The organism is Pedobacter sp. AC212 (assembly GCF_979258625.1).
Genome location: NZ_OZ409870.1, coordinates 4,422,483 through 4,444,342, shown reverse-complemented (window position 1 = coordinate 4,444,342; position 21,860 = coordinate 4,422,483). Strand labels below are relative to the sequence as shown.

The following is a 21,860-nucleotide window of genomic DNA, read 5'->3' as shown; positions in this document are numbered from 1 at the left end:
AACCATCTCTTTGCATCTTTGTTGTATATTTATAAAACAATAGGAGACAAAAACATGGAAAATAACGAAAATAAAGGATCAAAAGATAAGATACATAGCACAACAGAAAACGCTGAAATCAACAAAGAGAATTTAGCCTACGATAAGGTTAAAGGCAGCTACGAATTAGATGTGAATGGAACCGATAAAGATTATGATCACCCGATGGGCTATGAAACTGTGGCAGTAGGAGCGAAGGATGACGATTCTACCTATGACGAGGCGAACCCTTATATTGGTGATGAATATGCTAGTAATGAGGACATTGCAGAAGACAATTTAGAAGAGCTCGGCATGCATGTGGATAATGGAGAAAGCGTAAGACTGAATGCAGAGGACGAAATTTTAGCCCGTACACCAGAAGATAACCGTGATGATCTAGATGAAGAAGGTTATCCCATTAACGATACGCCGCTAAAATAGCTAAACATAAAAATGGTTGATTGACTTCACAATCATAATCAGAAAAGCAGGATACATATTATGAAGCCTGCTTTTTTTTATGCGGTTTGTGAATGGGGTTGATCAATTAAAATCTGGATATTTTTTTTCCAGATATCTCGATGATTCACTACGAATTTTTCTTCTGCTCCTTCCTTTAAAATAATCTTCAAACCATTTGGTATCAAGCCTAAAGTGTTATAGAAAATAATATCCTGAATATTGTTGATCTTAATGGCGAGGGTGTGGTTTTGAATATTGACTTGGTGTGATTTGAATGCTAAACGATCGCTCAAAAGATACAATGTGCCGCCAACGGCTTCTGCATTTTTGAAATGATTTGCACCGCCAGAATAAATAACCTCGCTGGCTTCAACACCTTCAAGTATCGTTTGCTCTTTTACTTTTCTAGCGTTAACAAACAAGTACATCATCAAACCCCAAAGTGCACCTGTAATGGGGCCAGCAATGAGTGCATACCAAATGCCGTTTGTAAATGCTATGAAAATGCCAAATAGCAAGGCAAAACCGATGGAGGCATAAACTAGGCTTTTTATAGTAGCTTTTTTTCAGCGATGATCATATTATGGATTAATATCTAAATTAAATCTTTTGCGCAATTCGTCGAGTTTTGGATTTTTGTTAACCAAATAATCATACTTTTCACGATTGCCATACAGCCTGTTTTCAATTTTTCGCTCCACTTGTTTAAAAGTAATATCAACGGCGAAATTTTGAAGTTCATTTCTCAGGTAGTTCATCAATTCGACTGACTCCTGAACAATTAATTGTTCTTGTGTTTTGCTTTCTACAGAAATTTCAATCAATGTTGGATTGACAAGAGTAGGAGCAAAATTATTGAGAATTGTAAACAAATTAATTTTATCAGCTTTCTTAAGTATCTGAATGTAGCTGTTCCAAACTTCTAATAGTCTATCGTAGCTAAACTGTTGCCTGGCTTCGCCGGTTACAGTTTTTGGCGTTCCATCATCTTCTCCAGTAGCAAGTCTTTCCAAGTCATTTAATGAGGGAATTAATGTTCCAACATTTTTTTTCGGGATATTAATGCTAATGGAAGTAGCGGATGGTATGCTGGGTTTAGGAGATTCTTTCGGTTTTTCGTTTAATGAAATACTTGAAGGAATTTCAGCTTGAGGTTTATTGGAAACAATTGACGAAGGATTTTCAGCCTCCACTTTCAGCTTTGAACTTTCAACTTCAGGAGCCTTTTCGGCTACGACATTAGTTTTTTTTTTATCCTGATCTCCGTCAGTTGCTGTGTTACTCGTATTTAAAGGTTGCTGTGCTAAATGAACTACCGATCGAATATGGCACATTTTTATTAGTGCCAGTTCAACCTGTAAACGCTGATTTTTGGAGTTTTTATAATTTAAGTCGCAAGTATTAGCCAGGTTTAATGCTGTTAATAAAAATGAAAGCTCGGTTTGCCTGCATTGATCCAGATACTTTTGTTTGATGTTCTCGCTAACCTCCAAAAGTTTGATCGTTGCTGCATCTTTACCTACCAGCAAATTACGGAAGTGTGTAGCTAAACCATTAATAAAATTGTTTCCATCAAACCCATTATTCAGAATTTCATCAAACAATAATAATGTTTCACTTACTTCTGCTGCGGTTAGGTGGGAGGTAAGCTTAAAGAAATAATCGTAATCTAATATGTTTAAATTATCAATTACAGCCTTATAAGTGATGTTTTTGTTTGCATAACTTGCAATCTGATCAAACATCGATAGAGCATCACGTAAACCTCCATCTGCTTTTTGAGCGATAATGTGTAAGCCATCAGTTTCAAAAGCGATGTTTTCGCGTTGTGCAATTGCAGCCAAATGGCTCGAAATATCTTCAACCTGAATGCGGTTGAAATCAAAAATCTGACAACGTGATAAAATCGTTGGCAGAATTTTGTGTTTTTCTGTAGTAGCTAAAATGAAAATAGCATAAGATGGTGGTTCTTCCAGTGTTTTTAAAAATGCATTGAATGCACTTTGAGATAACATGTGAACCTCATCAATAATGTAAATTTTGTATTTGCCGGCTTGTGGCGGTATGCGAACCTGCTCTATTAAACTACGGATATCATCAACCGAGTTGTTTGATGCCGCATCCAATTCATGAACATTAAAAGAGTGTCCGTTTTGGAAAGACAGGCAGTTGTCACAAGTTCCGCAAGCTTCCATATCTGCTGTAGGATTGGTGCAGTTAATGGTTTTCGCCAAAATCCTGGCGCAGGTAGTTTTACCAACGCCCCGTGGACCGCAAAAAAGAAAAGCTTGGGCCAGCTGATTGTTTTTGATGGCATTTTTTAGCGTGCCGGTAATATGCTGCTGCCCAACAACGGTTTCAAACGTGGCCGGACGGTATTTACGGGCAGAAACAATAAAATTTTCCATCGGCACGAAAATAGGAAAAATTTAGATGGAGTTTTATTGAAAAATGTGAATGTTGAAAAGTTGACTATTTGCCCAATTGCATCACTTTATCGAGCAATGGCGGTAATCCATTCTCCAATATTTTATCATTATCCCAAAAACTCATCACACAGCTCACATAATGATCTCTCACCTTATCGGCAACATAATACGCGATTAACGTTTTGCCTCCAGAGGTTTTTACCGCTAAATTGGTGAGCCCAGTAAAGCCATAAACAACTTTTAGTGCCGTTGTAGGTGTGTTTTCAAAAATGACTTTTACCTCTGTCTTGGAAATAATTTTTAATCCTTTTCTTAATCCAGTTACAGTCTGTTGATTTTGAATCGCCTTTGTTGCACTTTGCAATGTTTGGTGTAACGACCAATTCATTTCTCCTAAATAAGGACACTGAACGGTGTTTACATTGGTCCAATAGCAGCTGTTGCTCAACTGAATTTTTCTACCAGCAAAATCAATGCTGTCAATTTGATTGTCTTCAAAAATACTGGGAGGTAATTTGTCTTCTACAATGAGGTTAATAAGTTCCCGCTCAAATTGCTGGTTGGGGGTATTAAAATAGGTGAAGCAAATTACAGTAGTCAGTTTTTGTTTATCCTCTATAAAATAGTACGACGAAATTGCATGTAAACTATCAGATATTTTTTCGCGTTTAGTGATATGTACATTATTATAAGCCAGGCTATCATCCTTCGATTTGAGATCGTTGTTTGTTATGGAATATTTCCGGTATGCGAATTTTAGATCTTTATCGGTAAAGGGACTGGTAAAAGTTTGGCTGGTGAAATCAATTCCATCTATGTTGTAATAAGTTACAGATCTGTTTTTAACAGCTTTAAGCCTTTTTAAGTAATTGTCTTTCTCTTGAGATAATGCAACAAAAGGTATTATTAGGAGCAATATAATATATGCTTTTGCCATATAGTAGATATTGTATTAAAGATAAAGATTTCGAAATGATTTATCTCTGTTGATTATTTTATAATCGATTTCAGCTCATTTCTGTATTCTGATGCACTTTTCCCGGTAAACTCATGGAAAATTTTATTGAAGTGACTAAAGTTATTGAAGCCACTCTCTAAAGAAATGGCAGTAATGCTAATGTGTTTTTCGGCCAAAAGCTTAGATGCATGTACAACGCGATATTCATTTACGAAACGGGTAAACGTTTTCTTAGTAATTTTTTTGAAGTAGCGACAAAAAGAGGGTACCGTCATTGCCGACATTTCTGCCACATCTTCCAGGTTAATTTGCTCTTGAAAATGATCTTTAACATGATTGAATATCATATTGATCCGATCGTTATCCTGAATTTGCATTTCCATTGCAAAGCCCGAAGCATTCAAAATGGTTAAATCTTTCGATCCATCCAGGGTTTTTAAAACGGAGAGCAGTGTAACCAGCTTTTCAAACGGTTGTTGATCTTCCATAGCTTCTATATGAACACCAACAGCCTTTTTGGTTTTCTCACCGAAGGCGATTCCACCCTTTGCTTTTATAAATAAGTCTCTTAAAAATTTATTCTCTTGCAGCTCAAGAAATTGCTGTCCTAAAAAATCGGCTTTGAATTGGATAACGGTTTCGTTTTTGTTTCCCGTATTGTTATCCGTAAAACCGCAATGTGGCAGGTTACTGCCTACTAAAATCAAATCGCCATCGGTATAATAAGAAACGTGACTACCAATTTGTCGCTTTCCCGAACCTCCATTTACAAAAACCATTTCTATTTCCGGATGGTAATGCCACACATGTGCCTTATTGTTTTCATTTTCTACATATTTAGAATAGTAAAATGAGCTTCCAAAGGATGGTTCGACAACTTCAAAGCTTGGTTTTAAAGTTTTCATGACAATTTAATGTTAATTGTAGGTTAAATAATGTGCTTAATTGATGATTTGATATAAAATTAATGATAATGAGGGTAATTTTACATATATATCTGAAAATATAGCGTAATTTCTGTGTGTTTTCTTGATGTAATTTAGCAGTATAAAATAATTGTACACACATTAAATGATTTAGTTATGAAAAAGTTCTTTAAAATCGGTTTAATTGCTGCCTTATCATTCACTGTTTCGATTGCACAAGCAAATGACAATGAATTTTCTTTAAAAGTTAAAAACGAAAAACAGAAATCAATAAGTTTCTTAATGAGAAACAATAAAGAATTCAGCTTTTCTGTTTTTTCTGAGAATAATGACTTACTTTTTGATCAGAAGTTTAAAGGAACAGCTGGATTAACTAAAACATATGACTTAAATGCACTTCCTGAGGGAAATTATACGCTTAAAGTTGAGTCGGGCACTACAGTGGCAGAATATGCAGTTAAAATAGCATATGATAAAGCTCAAATTTTAACCAGTAAAATAACAGAGGTGATTAAGCCAAAAATTACCAAAGTAAAAGATTTAATTACGCTTGATTATCAGGTTAAAGATAATATGCCAATCGAGGTTGCCGTATTTAACGAGCGTAATGATGAACTTTATTCTCAAATTTTCAAAGATAGATCGAAACTGATCAAAAAATTTAACATCGGTAAAGCTGATGGAGACTCGCTAACATTTGTGGTAAAACACAACAATGAGTCGTTTACAAATACAATACAAACTCGCTAAAACAAACAACCAAACAAACTAATCATGGAGATACTCACAGTATCTCCTTTTTTGTTTATGGGCTTTTTAGTTAGAAATGTTATTATTCGTTATTTTTGTTTGATAATATATTACTAAGCGGCTATTCTAGGGTATGGACAATGAATTTTCTAATTACAAAAGTGCTACAGTAGTATCAACGTTTGATCAATTAGTTAACTCAGATTTTCAGGGCGTTAAAAATGCAGTATGCTGGTACAGAAATTTAACTGGAGATTTTGTTGAAATAGTATCCAAGCTGCAATTAGAGGGCAACTTGATAGAAGTTTCTTTAGAAACAATTAAATCGTTGGAGCTATCCGAAGAGGGAAGCAGGGCAAGGGAGATTATTATAAATGACTTCAACTTATTAACGGCTTGTGGTGCATTGCCTTCACTTAATTTGATTAAAAATTACGAACGCGATGAAGAGTTGGATTTCATCTCAACAGATGTTTATTCATTCCATGTAGATCGCTCACCCGTTGGTATTGATACTTATTTATGTACATATTATGGTGCGGCTAGTGAAATTGTGGCTAATGATGATGCAGAGCAAAAGATTTTAATTCCTGAAGTTCGGCAGAAACTAAAAGCTATGTACGATGGACCAGAAGAAGAATTTGAGACTTTTTTGATTGAAAATTATTTCAACTTGCATTATCAGCCTAAACCAAATGCGCAACCACTAAACCTGGGGCTAGGTCATATCTGGAGATTAGCAGTAGATCATCCTGAAAAACCAGTTCTGCCGTGTATTCATCGGGCGCCTGTAGAGAAAGATGGTGAATATAGACTGCTAATGATTTGCTGAACTTGATTTTACTAAATATGAAATTTGCCTTTAAATTCATTTATTAATTTGCAATTATATGCTTTATTCATTGCTCCTCGATCTTTGCTCCGTTTCATTCTTCTTTTTTCTGCTCAATCATTTGATTTTAAGAAATATATTGCTACTTTTGCAACCCCGTAATATACCTCGGGATTAAAAAATTAAAAACATAATTTATAACAATGAATCAGTACGAAACTGTTATCGTTCTAACCCCATTGTTATCTGAAGAGGCTGCAAAAGAGGCATTAGCTAAATTTAAAGCAGTTCTTGTTGATAACGGTGCCGAAATTATCCAAGAGGATAATTGGGGTTTGAGAAAATTAGCGTATCCAATTGAGAAAAAATCAAACGGATTCTTCAACTTAACTGAATACAAAGCTTCAGGAGATTTGATCGCAAAATTAGAGCTTCAATTAAAACGCGATGAGCGTGTGTTACGTTTCTTAACTATCCGTTTAGACAAACATGCTGTTGCTTACAATGAGAAAAAACGTAGTGGTGCGTTTAACAAAAAAACTAAGGAGGTTGCAGCGTAATGGCAAGAGAACAAATTCAATACGTTACTGCCCCTAAAGTAGAGGATAACCGTAAAAAATATTGCCGTTTCAAGAAAAACGGAATTAAATACATCGATTACAAGGATGCAAACTTCTTGTTGAAATTTATTAACGATCAAGGTAAATTATTACCAAGACGCCTTACTGGTACTTCGTTAAAATTCCAACGTAAAGTTGCTCAAGCTGTTAAACGTGCTCGTCACATCGGTTTGTTACCATTCGTTGCAGATCAATTAAAATAGGAGGCTCAGAGATATGGAAATTATTTTAAAACAAGATATTAAAGGCCTTGGTGAGAAAGATGATGTAGTAAATGTGAAAAACGGTTATGGCCGTAACTACTTAATCCCTCAAGGTTTTGGCGCTTTGGCTACTTCTTCTGCTAAAAAAGTTTTAGCTGAAAACTTAAAGCAAGCTGCTTTTAAACAAGATAAAATTAAGAAAGATGCTGAAGGTATTGCTGAGCGTTTAACTGCTGTTAAACTTTCTATCGGTGCTAAAGCTGGCGAAAGCGGAAAAATCTTTGGAGCGGTTAACACGATCCAAATCGCTGAAGCATTAAAAGCACAAGGTTTTGATGTAGATCGTCGTCGTATTACTTTCGAAACTGAACCTAAATTTGTTGGCGAATACGTTGCTAACTTAAACTTACACAAAGAAGTTAAAGTTCAGGTTCCTTTTGAAGTAATCGCTGAATAAGCATTCTTAAACGAATCATAAAAAAGTCCTTTCAGTTTTCTGAAAGGACTTTTTTCGTTAATATAAAATCTAAAAAGAAGGGTTAAAATTGGATGTTAGACTTTGATTTTCACTTATCCATTTCCCATTTTCTTTTTCCTATTTTCTCCTCCTCAGTTACAACCTATCCCTTTGGCGTTGTTGGCCTGATTTCGATTTTACTTGGTAATGTTCTTGCTGGCATGGCCAATAAATCGACAATTAACTTACCCATATCCTCTGGCTGAATTTTCCAGGCATCGTTTTCTGCATCTGGATCATGATCGTTAAAATGCGTGGCTACCGACCCTGGCATAATCGTACTCACTTTTACGCCGTACTTTCTTAAATCGAGCATTACCGATTGTGTAAAACCAGTTAAACCAAACTTACTGGCATTATATGCAGCACCGCCAGCAAAAAAGTTAGTTCCAGCTAAGCTAGAAATGGTAAAAATACTACCTTGAGATTTTTTAATTTCCTCTACACTGGCTTTTATACTGTAGAAAACGCCTGTTAAGTTGGTATCGATGATATCTTGCCAATCTTCTATCGCCAATTCATCAATAGGTGCAAAGCTACCCACACCGGCATTTGCAATTAGTGCATCCAATTGTCCCCATTTTTCTATTACCAAATTCACAGCCCCAGCTTGCGACTGATAATTTTTAACATCTGCCTCAATGGCGAGTACATCACCAAATTCAACAAGTTTGGCTGCAGCATCATTTGCAGCAGCTATTGTTCTGCTCGTAATGGCTACCTTGTATCCGTTTTTTAGAAGTGCCTCGGCAATACCGAAACCGATACCTTTACTTCCTCCTGTAATTAATGCAACTTTCATATTTTCTAAACGCAAAAAGGGTAGAAATGTTTATTTCTTTCGTTCAGCCTGTAGCTTCAAAATTTCGATATCTTTAAAATCTACCGGTTGTCCTTCACTCTGCAATGCGATGAAGCCTTGTTTTAGTCGTTTTCCATCTATCTTTATTCTTGGGTCAAAGCCATTTGCAACGCCGCCACCAATTTGCGGCTTGCTATACTGAAGCACAGTATCGCCGTTGATGGTATGTTTTACCAACGAATCGCCCAATACGATAAGCTCTGCCGAAACCCATTGGTCTCCATCGTAGGTTTTTGATTTAGAATCAAGGCAGTGGCCATCGTATAATTTGCCATTATAAATAATTTCCGTTCCTGGTGAACACATGTTTCCGGTCGGACGCGGCTTCCCATCACTTAAACCACCCAAAAACTGCATTTCTACCGAGATTGGCCAATCCTGTTCTTTAAGCATAGTGGCAGGGTCTTGTGAATGAAACATGATGCCACTATTTCGTAACGTATAACTTGGTGCCCCTTTGTGTAAATCGCCAACAAAACGGTATTTCAGTTTCAAGTGATAGTTGGAAAAAGGCGTTTTGTAGTAAAGGTGACCAAACTGATCATTAAAATCACCGTATTGATCATATCTTACCTTGATTATTCCGCTGTCCACCCTAAATGTATTTCCGAAATTTACATTGTAATTGTGGTGATGAATTTTTACATTCCAATCTTTTATGTCTTTCCCATTAAATAGAGATATCCATTTCTCTTGATGCTGATCAGCATTTTTAATGCTGCTACAACTCAAAAACATCACGGCAGTAAGAAGAAAAAATGTGGTTCTTATGTTCTTCATTGTAAATACTTGTTTTTAGCAGGCTCCATATTTCTGAGGATGAAAGATAAGAAATGATTTATCGATAGCAAGGGAAACACATTTACAGTTGCTAAAATAAAAATCGCCTCCATTACAAAACTGCTTTTTACTACCTTTGATGCATGGCTAAATCGCGTTCTACAAAAACGAAGACTAAACGTCCTTTACTTAAAAAGATTACCAATATTGCTACAAAGTTTTTTTTGTATTTTCTGATGGTTTCGGTGCTTTGGGTTTTAGCCTATCGTTTTATAAACCCACCAATAACGCTGCTAATGGTTCTACGAAACATTGAACGCAAATCAGACGGAAAGCCTTTTAAGACAGAGAAGGAGTGGGTCGATTTTGAAGATATGTCTGATAACATGAAAAGGGCAGCGGTATCAGCAGAAGATCAGCTGTTTTTAAAACATATTGGATTCGATGTTAAAGCAATAGAGAAAGCTTTTGCTGCCAATGCAAAAAGTAAAAAGGTAAAGGGTGGAAGCACGATCTCGCAACAAACAGCAAAAAATGTGTTTTTATGGCCGGGAAGATCGTGGATAAGGAAAGGTTTCGAAGCTTATTTTACGCTCCTAATTGAATTATTTTGGAGCAAAGAGCGGATTTTGGAAGTTTATCTAAATGTAATTGAAATGGGCGATGGTATTTACGGAGCGGAAGCCGCTGCCCAAGCTTATTATGGCAAATCTTGTCATAAGCTAACCAAAGCTCAAGCCGCACTTATTGCTGCTTGTTTTCCAAACCCAATAAGATGGACACCCAAAAACCCAACCCGTTATATCAGGCACCGACAATATTTAATTTTGAGAAATATGAATAGGTTGGGACCGCTTGACTTCTAGTCCGCAGTCCAAAGTCTCTAGTCTTCAGTCTATAATCCAAGAAATAGGACTGAAGACTCACGACTAATCATGATCCTTGTTCCATCTGATTTTTATTCCACCTTTATCATCGTCTACCGCTTTTAAGTGTAATACGATGCCTTTCATTCTGGCCTCACGTTTTTCCTGCCTGGTTAAGTTTTCATCGCCTTTAGGATTGCGAAGTGGAATATCCAATTCTACGTTGGTACCAGTGCCGAGAGCATAAATTCCTTTTACGTTAAAATTCATGGCGCTGGAGTTGATCTGCATTGGGCTAATATCTACTTTATCGCCACGGATATTTAAAGTGCCGTCAAGATTTTTAATCTCAACATTTGATAAGTTTCTGTTTGCAAAGGCAAACTTTCCGACTTTAACCATAGGCTCGAAATTAACGAGAGCTGCATTGCTTAAATTAAAAACTACTTTCCCATTTATTGAGCGGGGTAGAATTTTGGCTGAATGAGAAATCTTCCCTGCAATATTTACGGTGGATGATAAATAGCCTTTCAGATTTTTATTCGTGATCGTTTTCTGTCCGAAATTATCAAAGGAATAGAAAAAATCTTTCACACTTACATGGCTAACTTTTGAATTGATTTTGAAACTATTTGAACCTGGCTGCTGAATTACATTTCCATTTAGTGAAAGAGTTCCACCAGCATGAACTACACTAATTTTATTAAAATAGATTCCTTCGCCTCTTAACGAGATATCAGCAATTAGGTTTTTGGCTAAAAACTTTTCGTAAATCGCTTTATCTACCCGAAGGTTCATGTTCATTTTAGAAAGTTCTAAAACATTGCTTAACTGTTTAGATGCTGCTTTCATTGAGTTGCTGGACGCAGATTTCTTTTTGGTACGTGGACCTAAAAATGGAAGAAACTCGTTTAAATACAGTTGTGGACTGTGCATTTTAAGGTTCACCAAAATTTTATCAGGATCGGTATAGTAAAGTTTAGCAAAGTTCTCGATGCTACAACTCACATTTAAAATGCTTTTACCCAGCTGAAAACGGCCATTTTGGATAGATAAATCGTTTTGATTGAAATTGATATTCAATGCACTTTTTACTAAGTGAAGTTTTCGAGGAATATATAGAATATCAGCATTTGCAATATTTATCTTTCCTGATACCACGGGTTTCGTAAACCTAAAATTGTCTATGTCGGCTTTGCAATATAGGCGCAAATCTGCAGTACCTTGCTTAAATTCAAAATCTTGTGTACCTAATGAATTATTCAGATTTGTAAGCGGAAACTGCGAAGTAACCAGTCCTGTAGCGATGGGCCGCGATAAATTGGTCACTGTAAATGTATCTATTTTTAGGGGTGCATTATAATACTTAGCCGTTAACCGGTGAAATTTAATGGCCGAATTTTCATCCCCAATAATGCCACCAACAGTATCCTGGTTAGTAAATGATCCATCGAAGTTTGCCGAAGTTAATTGTCCTGCTGGAATCGAAATTACATTGTCTCTCACGGTAATCCCGACTTTAATTAAAGGGTCGCCAAATTTACCGGATCCATCATCCACGATATTTCCTCTGATATCAATAGGTTTCTCAATGCCAAACTTCAACAACTTCGAAGAAATATTGGGCGATAGCAACATCGCCACATCTTTAAATAAAATATCATCAACGGCAATGCTAATGGCAAATGCTGATTTATCTAGTTCTATTTTTGCACCGATTTTGAATGGGTGACCGCCAATTTTCAACACTTCAGGATCAAGAATTACGGCATCCATATCCCTGCTATAATGTGCCGAAAGCGTTCCTTCTAGCGATTTGTCTTTCAAGAAACTTCCTTTCCGGGTATTGAAGGCAAAACTATTTACCTGTGTTTTGAGCTTAATTTTGCCAGTCCAACCACTATCCGGATATTGCATTCTGCCCTGGATTTGGTTGATGTTAAAGTTAAAGAGCTTATGTCTTTTTTGGTTATCAATAATGAGGGAAACCCTATTGAAATCGATTTTTTTAACGGCAAGATCTGGCGATTTTGATTCCTTATCTTCAACTGCTTTTTTCTTCTTGAAGATGCTGGTATTACTATATCCTGTCGAATCGGTATAGAGATAGATGGATGCATCATTAATCGCGATCTGATTGATGTTAACATTCCCTACAATTAAAGAAAGTACATTTAACGAAACATCAATATCCTGAGCTTTTAATAGATTATGCTGGTGCTGAATCCATAAACTATCGCGTAGCAATACGCCATTTAAAGAAACAGAAACACCTGGAAAACTTTTCAGCAAGGTCGGCTCCATGCCTGTAGCTGTAATCTGGCCATTCAAGTTTTTATTTAACTGAGCCAATATCGTACTTAAAACTTCCTTTTTATTTCTACTGATGTAAAATGCAGCAGCCAGCCAGGTTATAATTACCAAAATAATTAACCCTGATAGAATACCTAAAGAAATTTTGAGCCAGCGTTTCATAAACATGATTGGTTTGAAGCAATATAATGTTTTTTAACGCATAATTGTTTTAGCCTAACTGAAAATAAATAGGCTTAAAAGGTGTAAGTGAAAGGATTAGCTCCCTATTCTTTTAAAATAAAAAACTATAGCAAATGTGCAAACACCGTTGAATGCCAACTTTGTTTAAATGGCACTTCCCATTTAGTTTCCAGTTCGGCCAATGTTTGTACCATGTTATTAAACACAATAGTATCTGGCGTGATTTGTTTAATGTTAACCAATGTTTCAAAGTCTTCTTTACTGTTTACGATTACTTCATCGCCAACCTTGTAGGCCATATTAAACCGGTTAAAAAGATCAACATTGAATTCTTGTTCAATTTCCTTTATTAATCTTACGGAGCTGTCAATAGAGCAACCGGTAACATTCGCCTGCGTCTCATCAACAGTTAGAATAATAAAAAAACCGTATCTAACCTCAGCTTTAGCAAGCAATTCATTTCCATGCGCCTTCCACTGGTTGGTAAACGAAGCCAGCTTACTTAAAATCTCAATTTGCTCAGTAGCCGTAAATTTGCGGTTGTTTTGGTAAACCCAAACTCTTGATTGTGGAGAAAAACTCATATACAAATTTAGTATTTTAATTAAATTGGTGTGTTTAAAACGTCATCCCCATGAAAAAGTTTACAATCGGCTTGAAAATAGTGCTTGTTTCAGTGCTATGTACGTTATTTTGTGCTTTTTCCGATCCCGAGTCTATTGAACAATACGTGGGATATTTACAAAAATCGCTAACAGATCATTATGATTTTAGTCAGGAAAGTAACCAGATAAAGCGCTACGAACTCAACATTACTAACAATGGTTTCTGCCGCTATAAGCGATATTTTAACAATGGGAAAACAGAATATTTTGCTTTCAAGTTAGCAAAATTTAAGGATATGGATTACCTCGGCAATGCGACTTCGGGTAAGTTGTTTTTACGCACAAAGGGTGATGACGTAATCGTTCAAACTTATAAGGATAGGGGTGGAGATGTGGATTCGATGGCTACTCAGGTAATTATTCCACTTAAAAATATTGAACCGGAAGAACTGAATCTAATCAGGGAAAATTTCACGAAGATTAGCCCTAAAACTCCCTGAGAGGGATTTTGAAAGCGAGTGAGATAGGTCTATTGTTGGGAAGAAATAGTAAATCTCCAGCAATCGCCTTGCATAAAACGTTCGCAAGGCGATGTTTGCTTTAGGGGTTTAGAGACCGTTAGCTCTTGCTGTAATCTCCGCAATATCTAACACTTTAACTTCTTGTTCTTTATCTTTTAGTTTTACACCATCACTTAACATTGTCATACAGAATGGGCATCCCGCTGCGATAAACTGTGGGTTGGTTTCCAATGCTTCATCAATGCGTTCGACATTAATGTCTTTTTTGCCTTTTTCAGGTTCTTTAAACATTTGTGCGCCACCCGCTCCACAACAAAGTCCATTGCTTTTGCAACGTTTCATTTCTACCAGTTGGGCATCTAACACTTCTAATGCTTTTCTCGGCGCTTCGTAAATTCCATTTCCACGGCCCAAATAACAAGGATCGTGATACGTTATTTTTTTGCCCTTGAAACTTTCTCCGCCTTCAGCTTTTAGTTTGCCTTCATTTATTAAATCCTGAATCAATTGGGTGTGGTGAATAACTTCGTATGTTCCACCTAAACCTGGATATTCATTTTTAATCGTATTGAAACAGTGCGGGCAACCTGTTACTATCTTTTTAATATTATAAGCATTCAGCACCTCAATATTCGTCATCGCCTGCATTTGGAAAAGAAATTCGTTTCCTGCTCTCTTTGCCGGATCTCCTGTGCAGCCTTCTTCGGTGCCCAAAACTGCATATTTGATCCCCACATGATGTAAAATTTTACAAATATCGCGGGTAATTTTTTGTGCTCTCTCATCGTAACTCCCAGCGCAGCCCACCCAAAATAATATTTCTGGTTCTTCGCCAGCGGCCATTAATTCGGCCATTGTAGGTACTTTAAATTCCATTTTCTTAGTAGCTAGTATTTAGTATCAAGGAATAAGACTTGATTTTCAATCACGTTAATTTATTTGGTTTTAGTGCTAGATTAATGACTTCAAATTCACAACTAGTTTTCATTTGCCCAATTAAAACGATCTGCTGGAGAATATTTCCATGGTGCCTGGTTGTTTTCGATATTGCCAAGCATGGCATTGATGCTTGCAGGTGCCTGAGATTCTTCCATTACTGCATATCGACGCAATTCGGTTATAATTTGTAGTGGATCGATATTTACCGGGCAGGCCTCTACGCAAGCATTACAGCTGGTGCATGCCCAAATTTCTTCCCTGGTGATATAATCGTCTAGTAAAGCCTTTCCATCTTGATGTTCAGGGCCATTTTTCTCCATGTTTTTTCCGATTTCTTCAATTCGATCACGGGTATCCATCATAATTTTCCGTGGCGATAAAAGCTTACCCGTGATGTTTGCAGGGCAAACCGATGTGCAGCGCCCACATTCAGTACAGGTGTAAGCGTTCATCAAATTTACCCAGGTAAGATCTGTAGCATCTTTTGCCCCAAACTTACCAGCCTCTGTTTCTGCAGGAACAAATGAAGGATCCAGCATGGCTTTTACCTCGTTTGTAACAGATGCCATATTGGTAAATTCCCCTTTCGGTTCTAAATTTGAAAAGTAGGTGTTTGGGAAAGCAAATAAAATATGGAAGTGTTTTGAATAGGGTAAATAATTTAAGAAAGCCAAAATACCGATGATGTGAAACCACCAGCAACCACGTTCAATCATAATTAATGCGCTTTCATTTGAGGGTAGCAAATTCATCAAATATTGGCTTACAGGGAAAGAGCCGGCAACTGTATAATGATTGGCACCCAGTATTTGCAGTTTTGCGTCAGCTGCATTCATCAAGAGAAAAGCACTCATTAGTAAAATTTCTACAATGAGAATATAGTTTGCGTCTGATTTGGGCCAATTGGTCATCTCTACACCTTTGAAACGCTTTAATTTTAAAACATTTCTACGAATAAGAAAAATAACACAGGACACCCAAACCGTTAAGGCCAAGATTTCAAAAGAGCCGATTAAAAAATTGTAGAGACCACCTAAGCCATTGAAGATTCGATGCGTTCCGAAAAGGCCATCAATCATGATTTCCAACACCTCAATGTTGATGATGATGAAGCCAATGTAGACAAAAAAGTGAAGGAATGCCGGGATAGGGCGCACCACCATTTTTGATTGGCCGAATGCAACACGAAGCATCGTCATTAACCTTTTTTGAGGCTGATCGCTTCTATCAACAGATTTTCCTAAGCGGATATTGCGAATAATTTTGCGAAAATTAAAGGTAAACAGCGCAATTGCTGCAAGGGTTATTACTAGAAATAGGATCTGAGCCACCATGCAATATTATATTGTTTATGCTAAATTATGATATTAATCGAAATAAATTACTATGCATGCATAAAAAAAGTATGAAAATTTTTAGTTTGTATTCATTCTAAGCCATACATTCATGTGTTTTTTGGCTGCTAAAAATTTAATTAATTGATTATCAGAGTTCAACTAAAATAATGATAAAAAAGTTTTGCTTTTGGGAAAAGAACACTACATTTGTGCCTCCAAAACGGGTTATTTCATTGTAAATTATCCTAATGTAGGAGGTGCCATAGCTCAGTCGGTAGAGCAAAGGACTGAAAATCCTTGTGTCCCTGGTTCGAATCCAGGTGGCACCACTTCCAAAAGCCTTTCAGAGATGACAGGCTTTTTTGATAAAAAGATTCTCTGCGATGGGGAAATAAATTAAATTGGGTTGTTGCATTTGAAGAAAAGAATACTACATTTGCATTCCTAAACGAATGGTGCCATAGCTCAGTCGGTAGAGCAAAGGACTGAAAATCCTTGTGTCCCTGGTTCGAATCCAGGTGGCACCACAAAAAAGCCTTTAGATTTTCATCTAAAGGCTTTCGTTTTTTATCACTTTTCGATATGATCTATTTAGCTTCCTTCGGCCAAATCTTTAACTTTTTGTAAGGCTTTAGGCCAGGTTTCCTCAAAATAGCCTTTCCACTCGTCTGTTATACCCATGTCTATCTTCAGCTCTGTTTTTCCGTCTTTTTCGCTAAGCGAATAATTTTCTAAAGGTTCTCCCCAGTTTTTAAGTTCTTCTTTACCCTCTTTCACTTCGCCTAAATGTTTAATAGACATAAATTTGTTCGGGATATTGTCTTCAATAACCGCAAGCATTCCGTTTCCCGTTCCATCACCAAATATTGCTTTGCTGCCTTTTTGCCAATCGGTTTCTACTGAAGAATTTTCTGCAAAGGCTACAGTCCATTTTGGATAGGTATCCTTACCAAAAAGTACATCCCATACCTTTTCTGCACTGGCATTAATTTCCGTTTTGAATTCAATCTTTTCCATATTATCTCAATTTTGATTAGGCGTTTTCCATCAATGTTACCCAGGCATTAACAGCTTTTTTCAATCCATCACTATGCTTTTCTACGTCTTCCATGTTGTAAAATTTAGCATAAGCTTTGCCTTTGGTCTGTTCTTCCAAAAAACCAAAATCATCATTAAAAAGTGCTGCTTTGTGAAATATTACAATCACATAGGTCTTGATTTTTGGATTTATCGTTGCCATATCGCCTTTGAAGCTAAAACTCGGTCCGCCCCATTTTATACTGCTTTCAATTTTAGGGTTGGCATTTTGTATAATCGTGATCACTTCAACCATTTCCTTTTTTAAAGGATGATCAAGTGTATCAATCAACTGTTGTATTTTATCGTTCATCGTTAAAAGTGCAATATTTAAATATGAGAACATCAAAATTTAAAGTTGCGGTGTAATAGCGACATTTTTCGGGTGTGATTTAAGAATTTCCTAAATCATCCATTTTATAAACAGAAATAAAATTGTTTTCTGATAAAAAATAACATAAAAAAACTCCCTTCATTATCTGAAGGGAGTTTCTTGGTTAAAGCAATATCTTGCTGCTAATATCTTTGTTAATGGTGATGTAACCAGGATATTTGACTGGAGTATTGCCAAGCATAAAAGTCGGTTTGATTTTTATAGTTAATAATCCCAACTTTTCATCTTTTGAAGAAGATCCTTTCTGAGCAGCCTTCACAATATCATTGAAAACATTTCCATTTGAAACCAAACCATAAATGTTGCTGATCAATTGAACAGGTACAGTAACGGTTTGTCCTTGCGCAATGCTCACATTTTGGTTCACAATTCCTTCTGCCAAATCGGTGTTATTAACTAAAATTTTATATTCAAACTGGTTAATTGCCGCCAAATTCGCTGATGGATTTGTAATCTCCAAGTTTAGATTTGCTTTTAACGGAATATCTTTTCTTAATAAACCCAAAGCCACCCCAGGCAAGCTGGTTAAATTAAAACTTTGCTGATCAATTAATTTTTTAACATCGGTACCGGCAATGGTAATCTGCTGAATATTTGTTATTTTATAAGTACAGTCTTCCAGCGCCTTTATTTGTTGCGCCTGCCTGTTTATTCCGCAACTAAAAAGGGTAATAGTTACCAGGCAAAGCAATAGTGTGTTTTTCATGTTAATCATAACGCCAATTTAGGCAAACTATTTCAGGAACAACATTTCTTTAACTAAAATAGCATTACGGACTTACCGTTTCAATGTCATCACGTTTATCATCCGGGTTGCTATCATCTTGTTTTTCAGTTGCCTCATCTGTAGCCTCTTCGTTTTCGCTAATTTCTTCCTTGGTAGAATGTTCGTTTTGATCAGCGGTTTCTGCGCCCTTTTCACCTTCAGTTACTGGTAATCCTTCACTTTCTGGTGCTTTACTTTCCGATCCAGTTTGCGCTACTTCATCACTTTTTTGAGCTGTATCTTCGGTGTCTTTAGGCTGTTCTTGCGCCCCATTAGTATTTTCATCTACTGGCTTTGATGGATCGACTTCTTCTTTATGGGCCGAAGGAACAACTGTTTCAATATCCATTTGAACATCATCTGTCGGTTTCGGTTGTATATTTGTATTTTCTTCTGTTGTTTTATCTTTTTCGTTTTCCATGGTAGTATCTTTTCTTTATTAAATGAATTCGAGCGCAATTTTGTTTCAAATTTCTTCAATGCTTTAGTCTGCTATTTCTACCTTTGAGAAAAAGCTATGGCGATTATATACCGAAAAATAGAAGAGCGAGACGACGAATCGCTTGCAGATTTAATTAGAAAAATATTAAGAGAGTTTAAAATAGATAAGCCGGGTACGGTTTATACTGATCCAACAACTGACCATTTATCAGCAGTTTTTACTGCAGCGCAATCTGTTTACTGGGTTGCTGAAGAAGATGGACAATTGCTGGGTGGCTGTGGCATTTATCCCACCGCTGGTTTGCCAGAAGGTTGTGTAGAGCTGGTGAAACTTTATGCATCGGCTGAAGCAAGGGGTAAAGGCGTAGGGAAGACATTGATGCAGAAAAGTATAGAATCTGCTCAACATTTCGGCTACAATGAAATTTACCTGGAGTCGTTTCCGGAATTAACAACCGCCATTTCGATGTATGAAAAAACTGGCTTCAAGTATTTATCAGCACCTTTAGGCAATTCTGGCCACTTTGCTTGCAACGTTTGGATGCTACTTGTACTTTGATAAAATTATCCTCAAATAGCCAGTTGGGATAATTTTTCAGCCTGTTGGCATAACAAAGTTTATCACTGATCAGCGTTAAACTACTTTTATTTATGAAAAGGACAAGAATCGTAATCATACACATTGTTTGCTGGCTAGTGGTATTGGCCTATCTGTATGGTGGGGCGCTGATAAAAGGGGTAACCTTGAGGCAATCGGCATTTGATATTTCGATGAACTTTATTCAAATAGTCGAATTCTACATTTGTTATTTATGGGTGTATCCAAATTTTTTAAAAAGAGATAAAATCCCTCAGCTTATTGGAGCGATGTTTTTTACCATTGCTGTTTTTATTGCTTCGCGATACCTCATTGAGCAGGTTTTGTACAAGCATTGGTTTGATATGCAAAACTATACAGATGATACACCAATATCAAAATATATTGCAGATAATATTTATTACAGTCTGGCATTTTTGGTTATGCCCGCAGCCGTTTACAGCGTGGAACAAAACTTTAAAACCGAAATTACCAATCGGAAGCTGAAAGCAGAGGTGGTTAAATCGGAATTGGCTTTTTTAAAATCGCAGATTAACCCACATTTTCTTTACAACACTTTAAATTACGTTTATTCGCTGGCTATCCCGGTTTCTGATCAACTTGCAAATGCGGTTTTGCGTCTTTCAGATTTGATGCGTTATACTTTAAATGAAAGTGTTGATGGTAAGGTGACGCTAAATAAAGAGGTTGAATATCTGGAAAGTTATATCGAGCTTTTTAGAATGCGTTTTGAGCCTAAATTCTATGTGAGTTTTATTACTGAAGGCATAGCAGATCAAAAGTTAGCCGCTTTAATGTTAATTCCTTTTGTAGAAAATGCTTTTAAGCATGGCGTTTTGAATGATGAGCAGCATCCAGTCCGTATTAAACTAAAAGTACAGGCTAAACGATTGAGTTTTGAAGTGAGCAATAAAATAAACCGCGGGCAGAAAGATCATTCGAGCGGTGTGGGATTGGTTAATATTCAAAGGCGATTGGATTTAATATATCCTGATCAGCATGAATTGCTGGTATCGAATAATGGGAATACTTATAAAACTACTTTGATACTGAATATTTAAATGCATCAACTCACAACTTATATTTATTTTACTCGTAACTAAATTTACTTATGATCCGCTGTTTAGCTGTTGATGACGAATCTTACGCATCAGATATTATTGCAACCTTCATTTCTAAAACGCCATTTTTAGAATTGGTAGGAACCACAACTAATCCGTTTGAGGCACTAAGTTTAGTTCAGGAAGGCAAGGTTGATCTTGTTTTTCTGGATATCCAAATGCCAGAACTAACAGGTATACAGTTTTTAAAAATTTGTGGTGGAAAATGTAAGGTAATTTTAACCACTGCCTATCCTGAGTATGCATTAGATGGTTTTGATTTGGATGTTGTGGATTATCTGCTGAAACCAATATCTTATGAACGTTTTTATAAAGCGGCGATAAAAGCGCAACAAATTATTTCGCCTTCGCAGTATGAAGTCATTAATACCCCATCGCAAACAAGTGGAAACGATTTTGTTTTTATTAAGGGCGACACGAAAAATAAATTTATCAAAGTGAACTATGATGATATTTTATATATAGAAGGCTTGAAGAATTATGTGTCGGTTTACACCGCTACACAAAGAATCATTACTTATCAGGCCCTCAGGGAATTGGAGGTTGATTTGCCAAAGCCGCCATTTTATCGGGTACATAAATCGTACATCATTTCTTTGGAGAAAATTAAAATGATTGATGGAAATACAATTTACATCAATGATCAATCGATTCCGATTGGTGACACTTACAAAGAAGAATTTTTTAAAATTATAAAGGATCGAAAGTAGAATTGGACCTTGGATAAATAATTGACCGCGAATTTTCTAAAGATAAATAGCTAGCTAATGTGTGTTGATAACGTGCGCAATTGACTAGCTAGCTTGATAACAGTCCATTTAAGAATCGAACAATATTTGTTAAGTTTGCCGATACTAAATCGAACAAAAATGCAAGAAACCAATTCGCTAAATCAAGTTGCTGAATTTCATACTACGTTTAAACATCCAATCTTAGAATCACCTGTTATTCCTGCTAAACAAAGGGCAAACCTGCGTGTTGCGCTTCTGGCCGAAGAATTAAAAGAATTGCAGGAAGCTATTGAGAATGATGATTTGGTAGAGGTTGCCGATGCATTATGCGATTTGCAATATGTTTTGGCTGGAGCCATTCATGAATTCGGTTTAGGTGGAAAGTTTAAAACACTGTTTGATGAAGTGCATCGATCCAACATGAGCAAAGCTTGTAAAACTGTCGAAGAAGCAGAACTGACCATCAAACATTACCTCGATAAAGATCAAACAGAATCCTATTACAAAGAAGTTGATGGTTTGTTTTTAGTTTTTAGAAAAGCAGATGATAAAACTTTAAAGTCTATCAATTACTCTCCAGCTGATTTAAAATCACACCTGGTATAACA

The 21,860-nt window shown here is 36.4% G+C and carries 26 protein-coding genes and 2 tRNA genes; 14 read left to right on the top strand and 14 right to left on the bottom strand.

The features are described 5' to 3' along the window. The first annotated feature begins 54 nt into the window (after positions 1-54). Positions 55-462: a hypothetical protein gene (locus ACZZZC_RS19075; protein WP_463483589.1), complete on the top strand. Its 408-nt coding sequence runs from the start codon at positions 55-57 to the stop codon at positions 460-462. A 77-nt stretch (positions 463-539) separates the two neighbouring features. Here ACZZZC_RS19075 and ACZZZC_RS19070 read toward each other — a convergent pair whose 3' ends face one another. The 4 genes from ACZZZC_RS19070 to ACZZZC_RS19055 all read right to left on the bottom strand — a co-directional run bounded on the left by ACZZZC_RS19070 (position 540) and on the right by ACZZZC_RS19055 (position 4,775). Next, entirely contained in the window at positions 540-1,001 is a 462-nt protein-coding gene (locus ACZZZC_RS19070) for a hypothetical protein (protein ID WP_463487910.1), read from the bottom strand. Positions 1,002-1,064: 63 nt separating this feature from the next. Beyond that, the gene (locus tag ACZZZC_RS19065; RefSeq protein WP_463487909.1) at positions 1,065-2,891 is read right to left on the bottom strand and encodes a DNA polymerase III subunit gamma/tau; all 1,827 of its coding nucleotides are present in this window, start codon (positions 2,889-2,891) and stop codon (positions 1,065-1,067) included. A 64-nt stretch (positions 2,892-2,955) separates the two neighbouring features. Beyond that, complete coding sequence (locus ACZZZC_RS19060) at positions 2,956-3,849, bottom strand: hypothetical protein (protein ID WP_463487908.1); 894 nt, start codon at positions 3,847-3,849, stop codon at positions 2,956-2,958. A 53-nt stretch (positions 3,850-3,902) separates the two neighbouring features. Further along, on the bottom strand, positions 3,903-4,775 hold the full coding sequence (locus ACZZZC_RS19055) for an AraC family transcriptional regulator (RefSeq protein ID WP_265798286.1): 873 nt from the start codon (positions 4,773-4,775) through the stop codon (positions 3,903-3,905). 177 nt (positions 4,776-4,952) lie between these two features. On the opposite strand from ACZZZC_RS19055, the gene ACZZZC_RS19050 reads away from it, so the two are divergent. The 5 genes from ACZZZC_RS19050 (at position 4,953) to rplI (ending at position 7,658) form a co-directional block, all read left to right on the top strand. Beyond that, positions 4,953-5,546 carry a hypothetical protein gene (locus ACZZZC_RS19050; protein WP_265798287.1) on the top strand — a complete coding sequence of 198 codons (594 nt, stop codon included), beginning with the start codon at positions 4,953-4,955 and terminating at the stop codon, positions 5,544-5,546. Between the two features lie 133 nt (positions 5,547-5,679). After that, a complete protein-coding gene (locus ACZZZC_RS19045) occupies positions 5,680-6,378 on the top strand; it encodes a DUF1826 domain-containing protein (RefSeq protein ID WP_463487907.1) in 699 nt (232 codons plus the stop codon). Positions 6,379-6,581: 203 nt separating this feature from the next. Then, on the top strand, positions 6,582-6,938 hold the full coding sequence (gene rpsF, locus ACZZZC_RS19040; RefSeq protein WP_010599581.1) for a 30S ribosomal protein S6: 357 nt from the start codon (positions 6,582-6,584) through the stop codon (positions 6,936-6,938). After that, positions 6,938-7,201 carry a 30S ribosomal protein S18 gene (rpsR, locus tag ACZZZC_RS19035; protein ID WP_010599582.1) on the top strand — a complete coding sequence of 88 codons (264 nt, stop codon included), beginning with the start codon at positions 6,938-6,940 and terminating at the stop codon, positions 7,199-7,201. The genes rpsF and rpsR overlap by 1 nt, the downstream gene beginning before the upstream one ends. Before the next feature lie 13 nt (positions 7,202-7,214). Then, positions 7,215-7,658 carry a 50S ribosomal protein L9 gene (gene rplI, locus ACZZZC_RS19030; protein WP_056851766.1) on the top strand — a complete coding sequence of 148 codons (444 nt, stop codon included), beginning with the start codon at positions 7,215-7,217 and terminating at the stop codon, positions 7,656-7,658. Between the two features lie 163 nt (positions 7,659-7,821). On the opposite strand, the gene ACZZZC_RS19025 is transcribed toward rplI, so the two are convergent. Together ACZZZC_RS19025 and ACZZZC_RS19020 are read right to left on the bottom strand one after the other, a co-directional pair. Further along, entirely contained in the window at positions 7,822-8,520 is a 699-nt protein-coding gene (locus ACZZZC_RS19025) for an SDR family oxidoreductase (protein ID WP_463483582.1), read from the bottom strand. Positions 8,521-8,550: 30 nt separating this feature from the next. Then, a complete protein-coding gene (locus ACZZZC_RS19020; protein WP_463483581.1) occupies positions 8,551-9,360 on the bottom strand; it encodes a 3-keto-disaccharide hydrolase in 810 nt (269 codons plus the stop codon). A 143-nt stretch (positions 9,361-9,503) separates the two neighbouring features. Between ACZZZC_RS19020 and mtgA the strand changes: the two genes are divergently transcribed. Further along, a complete protein-coding gene (gene mtgA / locus ACZZZC_RS19015) occupies positions 9,504-10,226 on the top strand; it encodes a monofunctional biosynthetic peptidoglycan transglycosylase (RefSeq protein WP_463483580.1) in 723 nt (240 codons plus the stop codon). Positions 10,227-10,289: 63 nt separating this feature from the next. On the opposite strand, the gene ACZZZC_RS19010 is transcribed toward mtgA, so the two are convergent. Both ACZZZC_RS19010 and ACZZZC_RS19005 read right to left on the bottom strand, forming a co-directional pair. Further along, positions 10,290-12,701 carry an AsmA family protein gene (locus ACZZZC_RS19010; protein ID WP_463483579.1) on the bottom strand — a complete coding sequence of 804 codons (2,412 nt, stop codon included), beginning with the start codon at positions 12,699-12,701 and terminating at the stop codon, positions 10,290-10,292. Positions 12,702-12,826: 125 nt separating this feature from the next. Next, positions 12,827-13,306: an ABC transporter ATPase gene (locus tag ACZZZC_RS19005; protein WP_463483578.1), complete on the bottom strand. Its 480-nt coding sequence runs from the start codon at positions 13,304-13,306 to the stop codon at positions 12,827-12,829. A gap of 50 nt (positions 13,307-13,356) precedes the next feature. On the opposite strand from ACZZZC_RS19005, the gene ACZZZC_RS19000 reads away from it, so the two are divergent. After that, positions 13,357-13,827, top strand: a complete 471-nt coding sequence (locus ACZZZC_RS19000) for a hypothetical protein (RefSeq protein WP_463483577.1) — start codon at positions 13,357-13,359, stop codon at positions 13,825-13,827. 108 nt (positions 13,828-13,935) lie between these two features. Here the strand turns inward: ACZZZC_RS19000 and ACZZZC_RS18995 are convergent, their stop codons facing one another. Further along, positions 13,936-14,724 (bottom strand): (Fe-S)-binding protein, encoded by a 789-nt coding sequence (locus ACZZZC_RS18995; RefSeq protein ID WP_463483576.1) that lies wholly within the window; start codon positions 14,722-14,724, stop codon positions 13,936-13,938. A gap of 101 nt (positions 14,725-14,825) precedes the next feature. Further along, on the bottom strand, positions 14,826-16,121 hold the full coding sequence (locus ACZZZC_RS18990; protein WP_463483575.1) for a 4Fe-4S dicluster domain-containing protein: 1,296 nt from the start codon (positions 16,119-16,121) through the stop codon (positions 14,826-14,828). A 259-nt stretch (positions 16,122-16,380) separates the two neighbouring features. Here ACZZZC_RS18990 and ACZZZC_RS18985 point away from each other — a divergent pair. Continuing rightward, positions 16,381-16,453: transfer RNA gene (locus ACZZZC_RS18985), tRNA-Phe, on the top strand. A 125-nt stretch (positions 16,454-16,578) separates the two neighbouring features. Beyond that, a tRNA-Phe gene (locus ACZZZC_RS18980) sits at positions 16,579-16,651 on the top strand. A gap of 64 nt (positions 16,652-16,715) precedes the next feature. Here ACZZZC_RS18980 and ACZZZC_RS18975 read toward each other — a convergent pair. The 4 genes from ACZZZC_RS18975 to ACZZZC_RS18960 form a co-directional block, all read right to left on the bottom strand. Then, a complete protein-coding gene (locus ACZZZC_RS18975) occupies positions 16,716-17,141 on the bottom strand; it encodes an SRPBCC domain-containing protein (RefSeq protein WP_463487906.1) in 426 nt (141 codons plus the stop codon). Positions 17,142-17,157: 16 nt separating this feature from the next. After that, positions 17,158-17,514 (bottom strand): DUF1801 domain-containing protein, encoded by a 357-nt coding sequence (locus tag ACZZZC_RS18970; protein WP_463483573.1) that lies wholly within the window; start codon positions 17,512-17,514, stop codon positions 17,158-17,160. 184 nt (positions 17,515-17,698) lie between these two features. Continuing rightward, the gene (locus ACZZZC_RS18965) at positions 17,699-18,301 is read right to left on the bottom strand and encodes a hypothetical protein (RefSeq protein ID WP_463483572.1); all 603 of its coding nucleotides are present in this window, start codon (positions 18,299-18,301) and stop codon (positions 17,699-17,701) included. A 64-nt stretch (positions 18,302-18,365) separates the two neighbouring features. Beyond that, positions 18,366-18,782, bottom strand: coding sequence for a hypothetical protein (locus ACZZZC_RS18960; protein ID WP_463483571.1), 417 nt, complete (start codon positions 18,780-18,782; stop codon positions 18,366-18,368). A 96-nt stretch (positions 18,783-18,878) separates the two neighbouring features. Here ACZZZC_RS18960 and ACZZZC_RS18955 point away from each other — a divergent pair, with 96 nt between their 5' ends. From ACZZZC_RS18955 to ACZZZC_RS18940, 4 genes are all read left to right on the top strand, one after another. Continuing rightward, positions 18,879-19,361 (top strand): GNAT family N-acetyltransferase, encoded by a 483-nt coding sequence (locus ACZZZC_RS18955; protein ID WP_463483570.1) that lies wholly within the window; start codon positions 18,879-18,881, stop codon positions 19,359-19,361. 92 nt (positions 19,362-19,453) lie between these two features. Continuing rightward, on the top strand, positions 19,454-20,461 hold the full coding sequence (locus tag ACZZZC_RS18950) for a sensor histidine kinase (RefSeq protein ID WP_463483569.1): 1,008 nt from the start codon (positions 19,454-19,456) through the stop codon (positions 20,459-20,461). A gap of 50 nt (positions 20,462-20,511) precedes the next feature. Beyond that, complete coding sequence (locus ACZZZC_RS18945; RefSeq protein ID WP_463483568.1) at positions 20,512-21,231, top strand: LytR/AlgR family response regulator transcription factor; 720 nt, start codon at positions 20,512-20,514, stop codon at positions 21,229-21,231. 159 nt (positions 21,232-21,390) lie between these two features. Further along, the gene (locus ACZZZC_RS18940) at positions 21,391-21,858 is read left to right on the top strand and encodes a pyrophosphohydrolase domain-containing protein (protein ID WP_463483567.1); all 468 of its coding nucleotides are present in this window, start codon (positions 21,391-21,393) and stop codon (positions 21,856-21,858) included. The last annotated feature ends 2 nt before the right edge of the window (positions 21,859-21,860 follow it).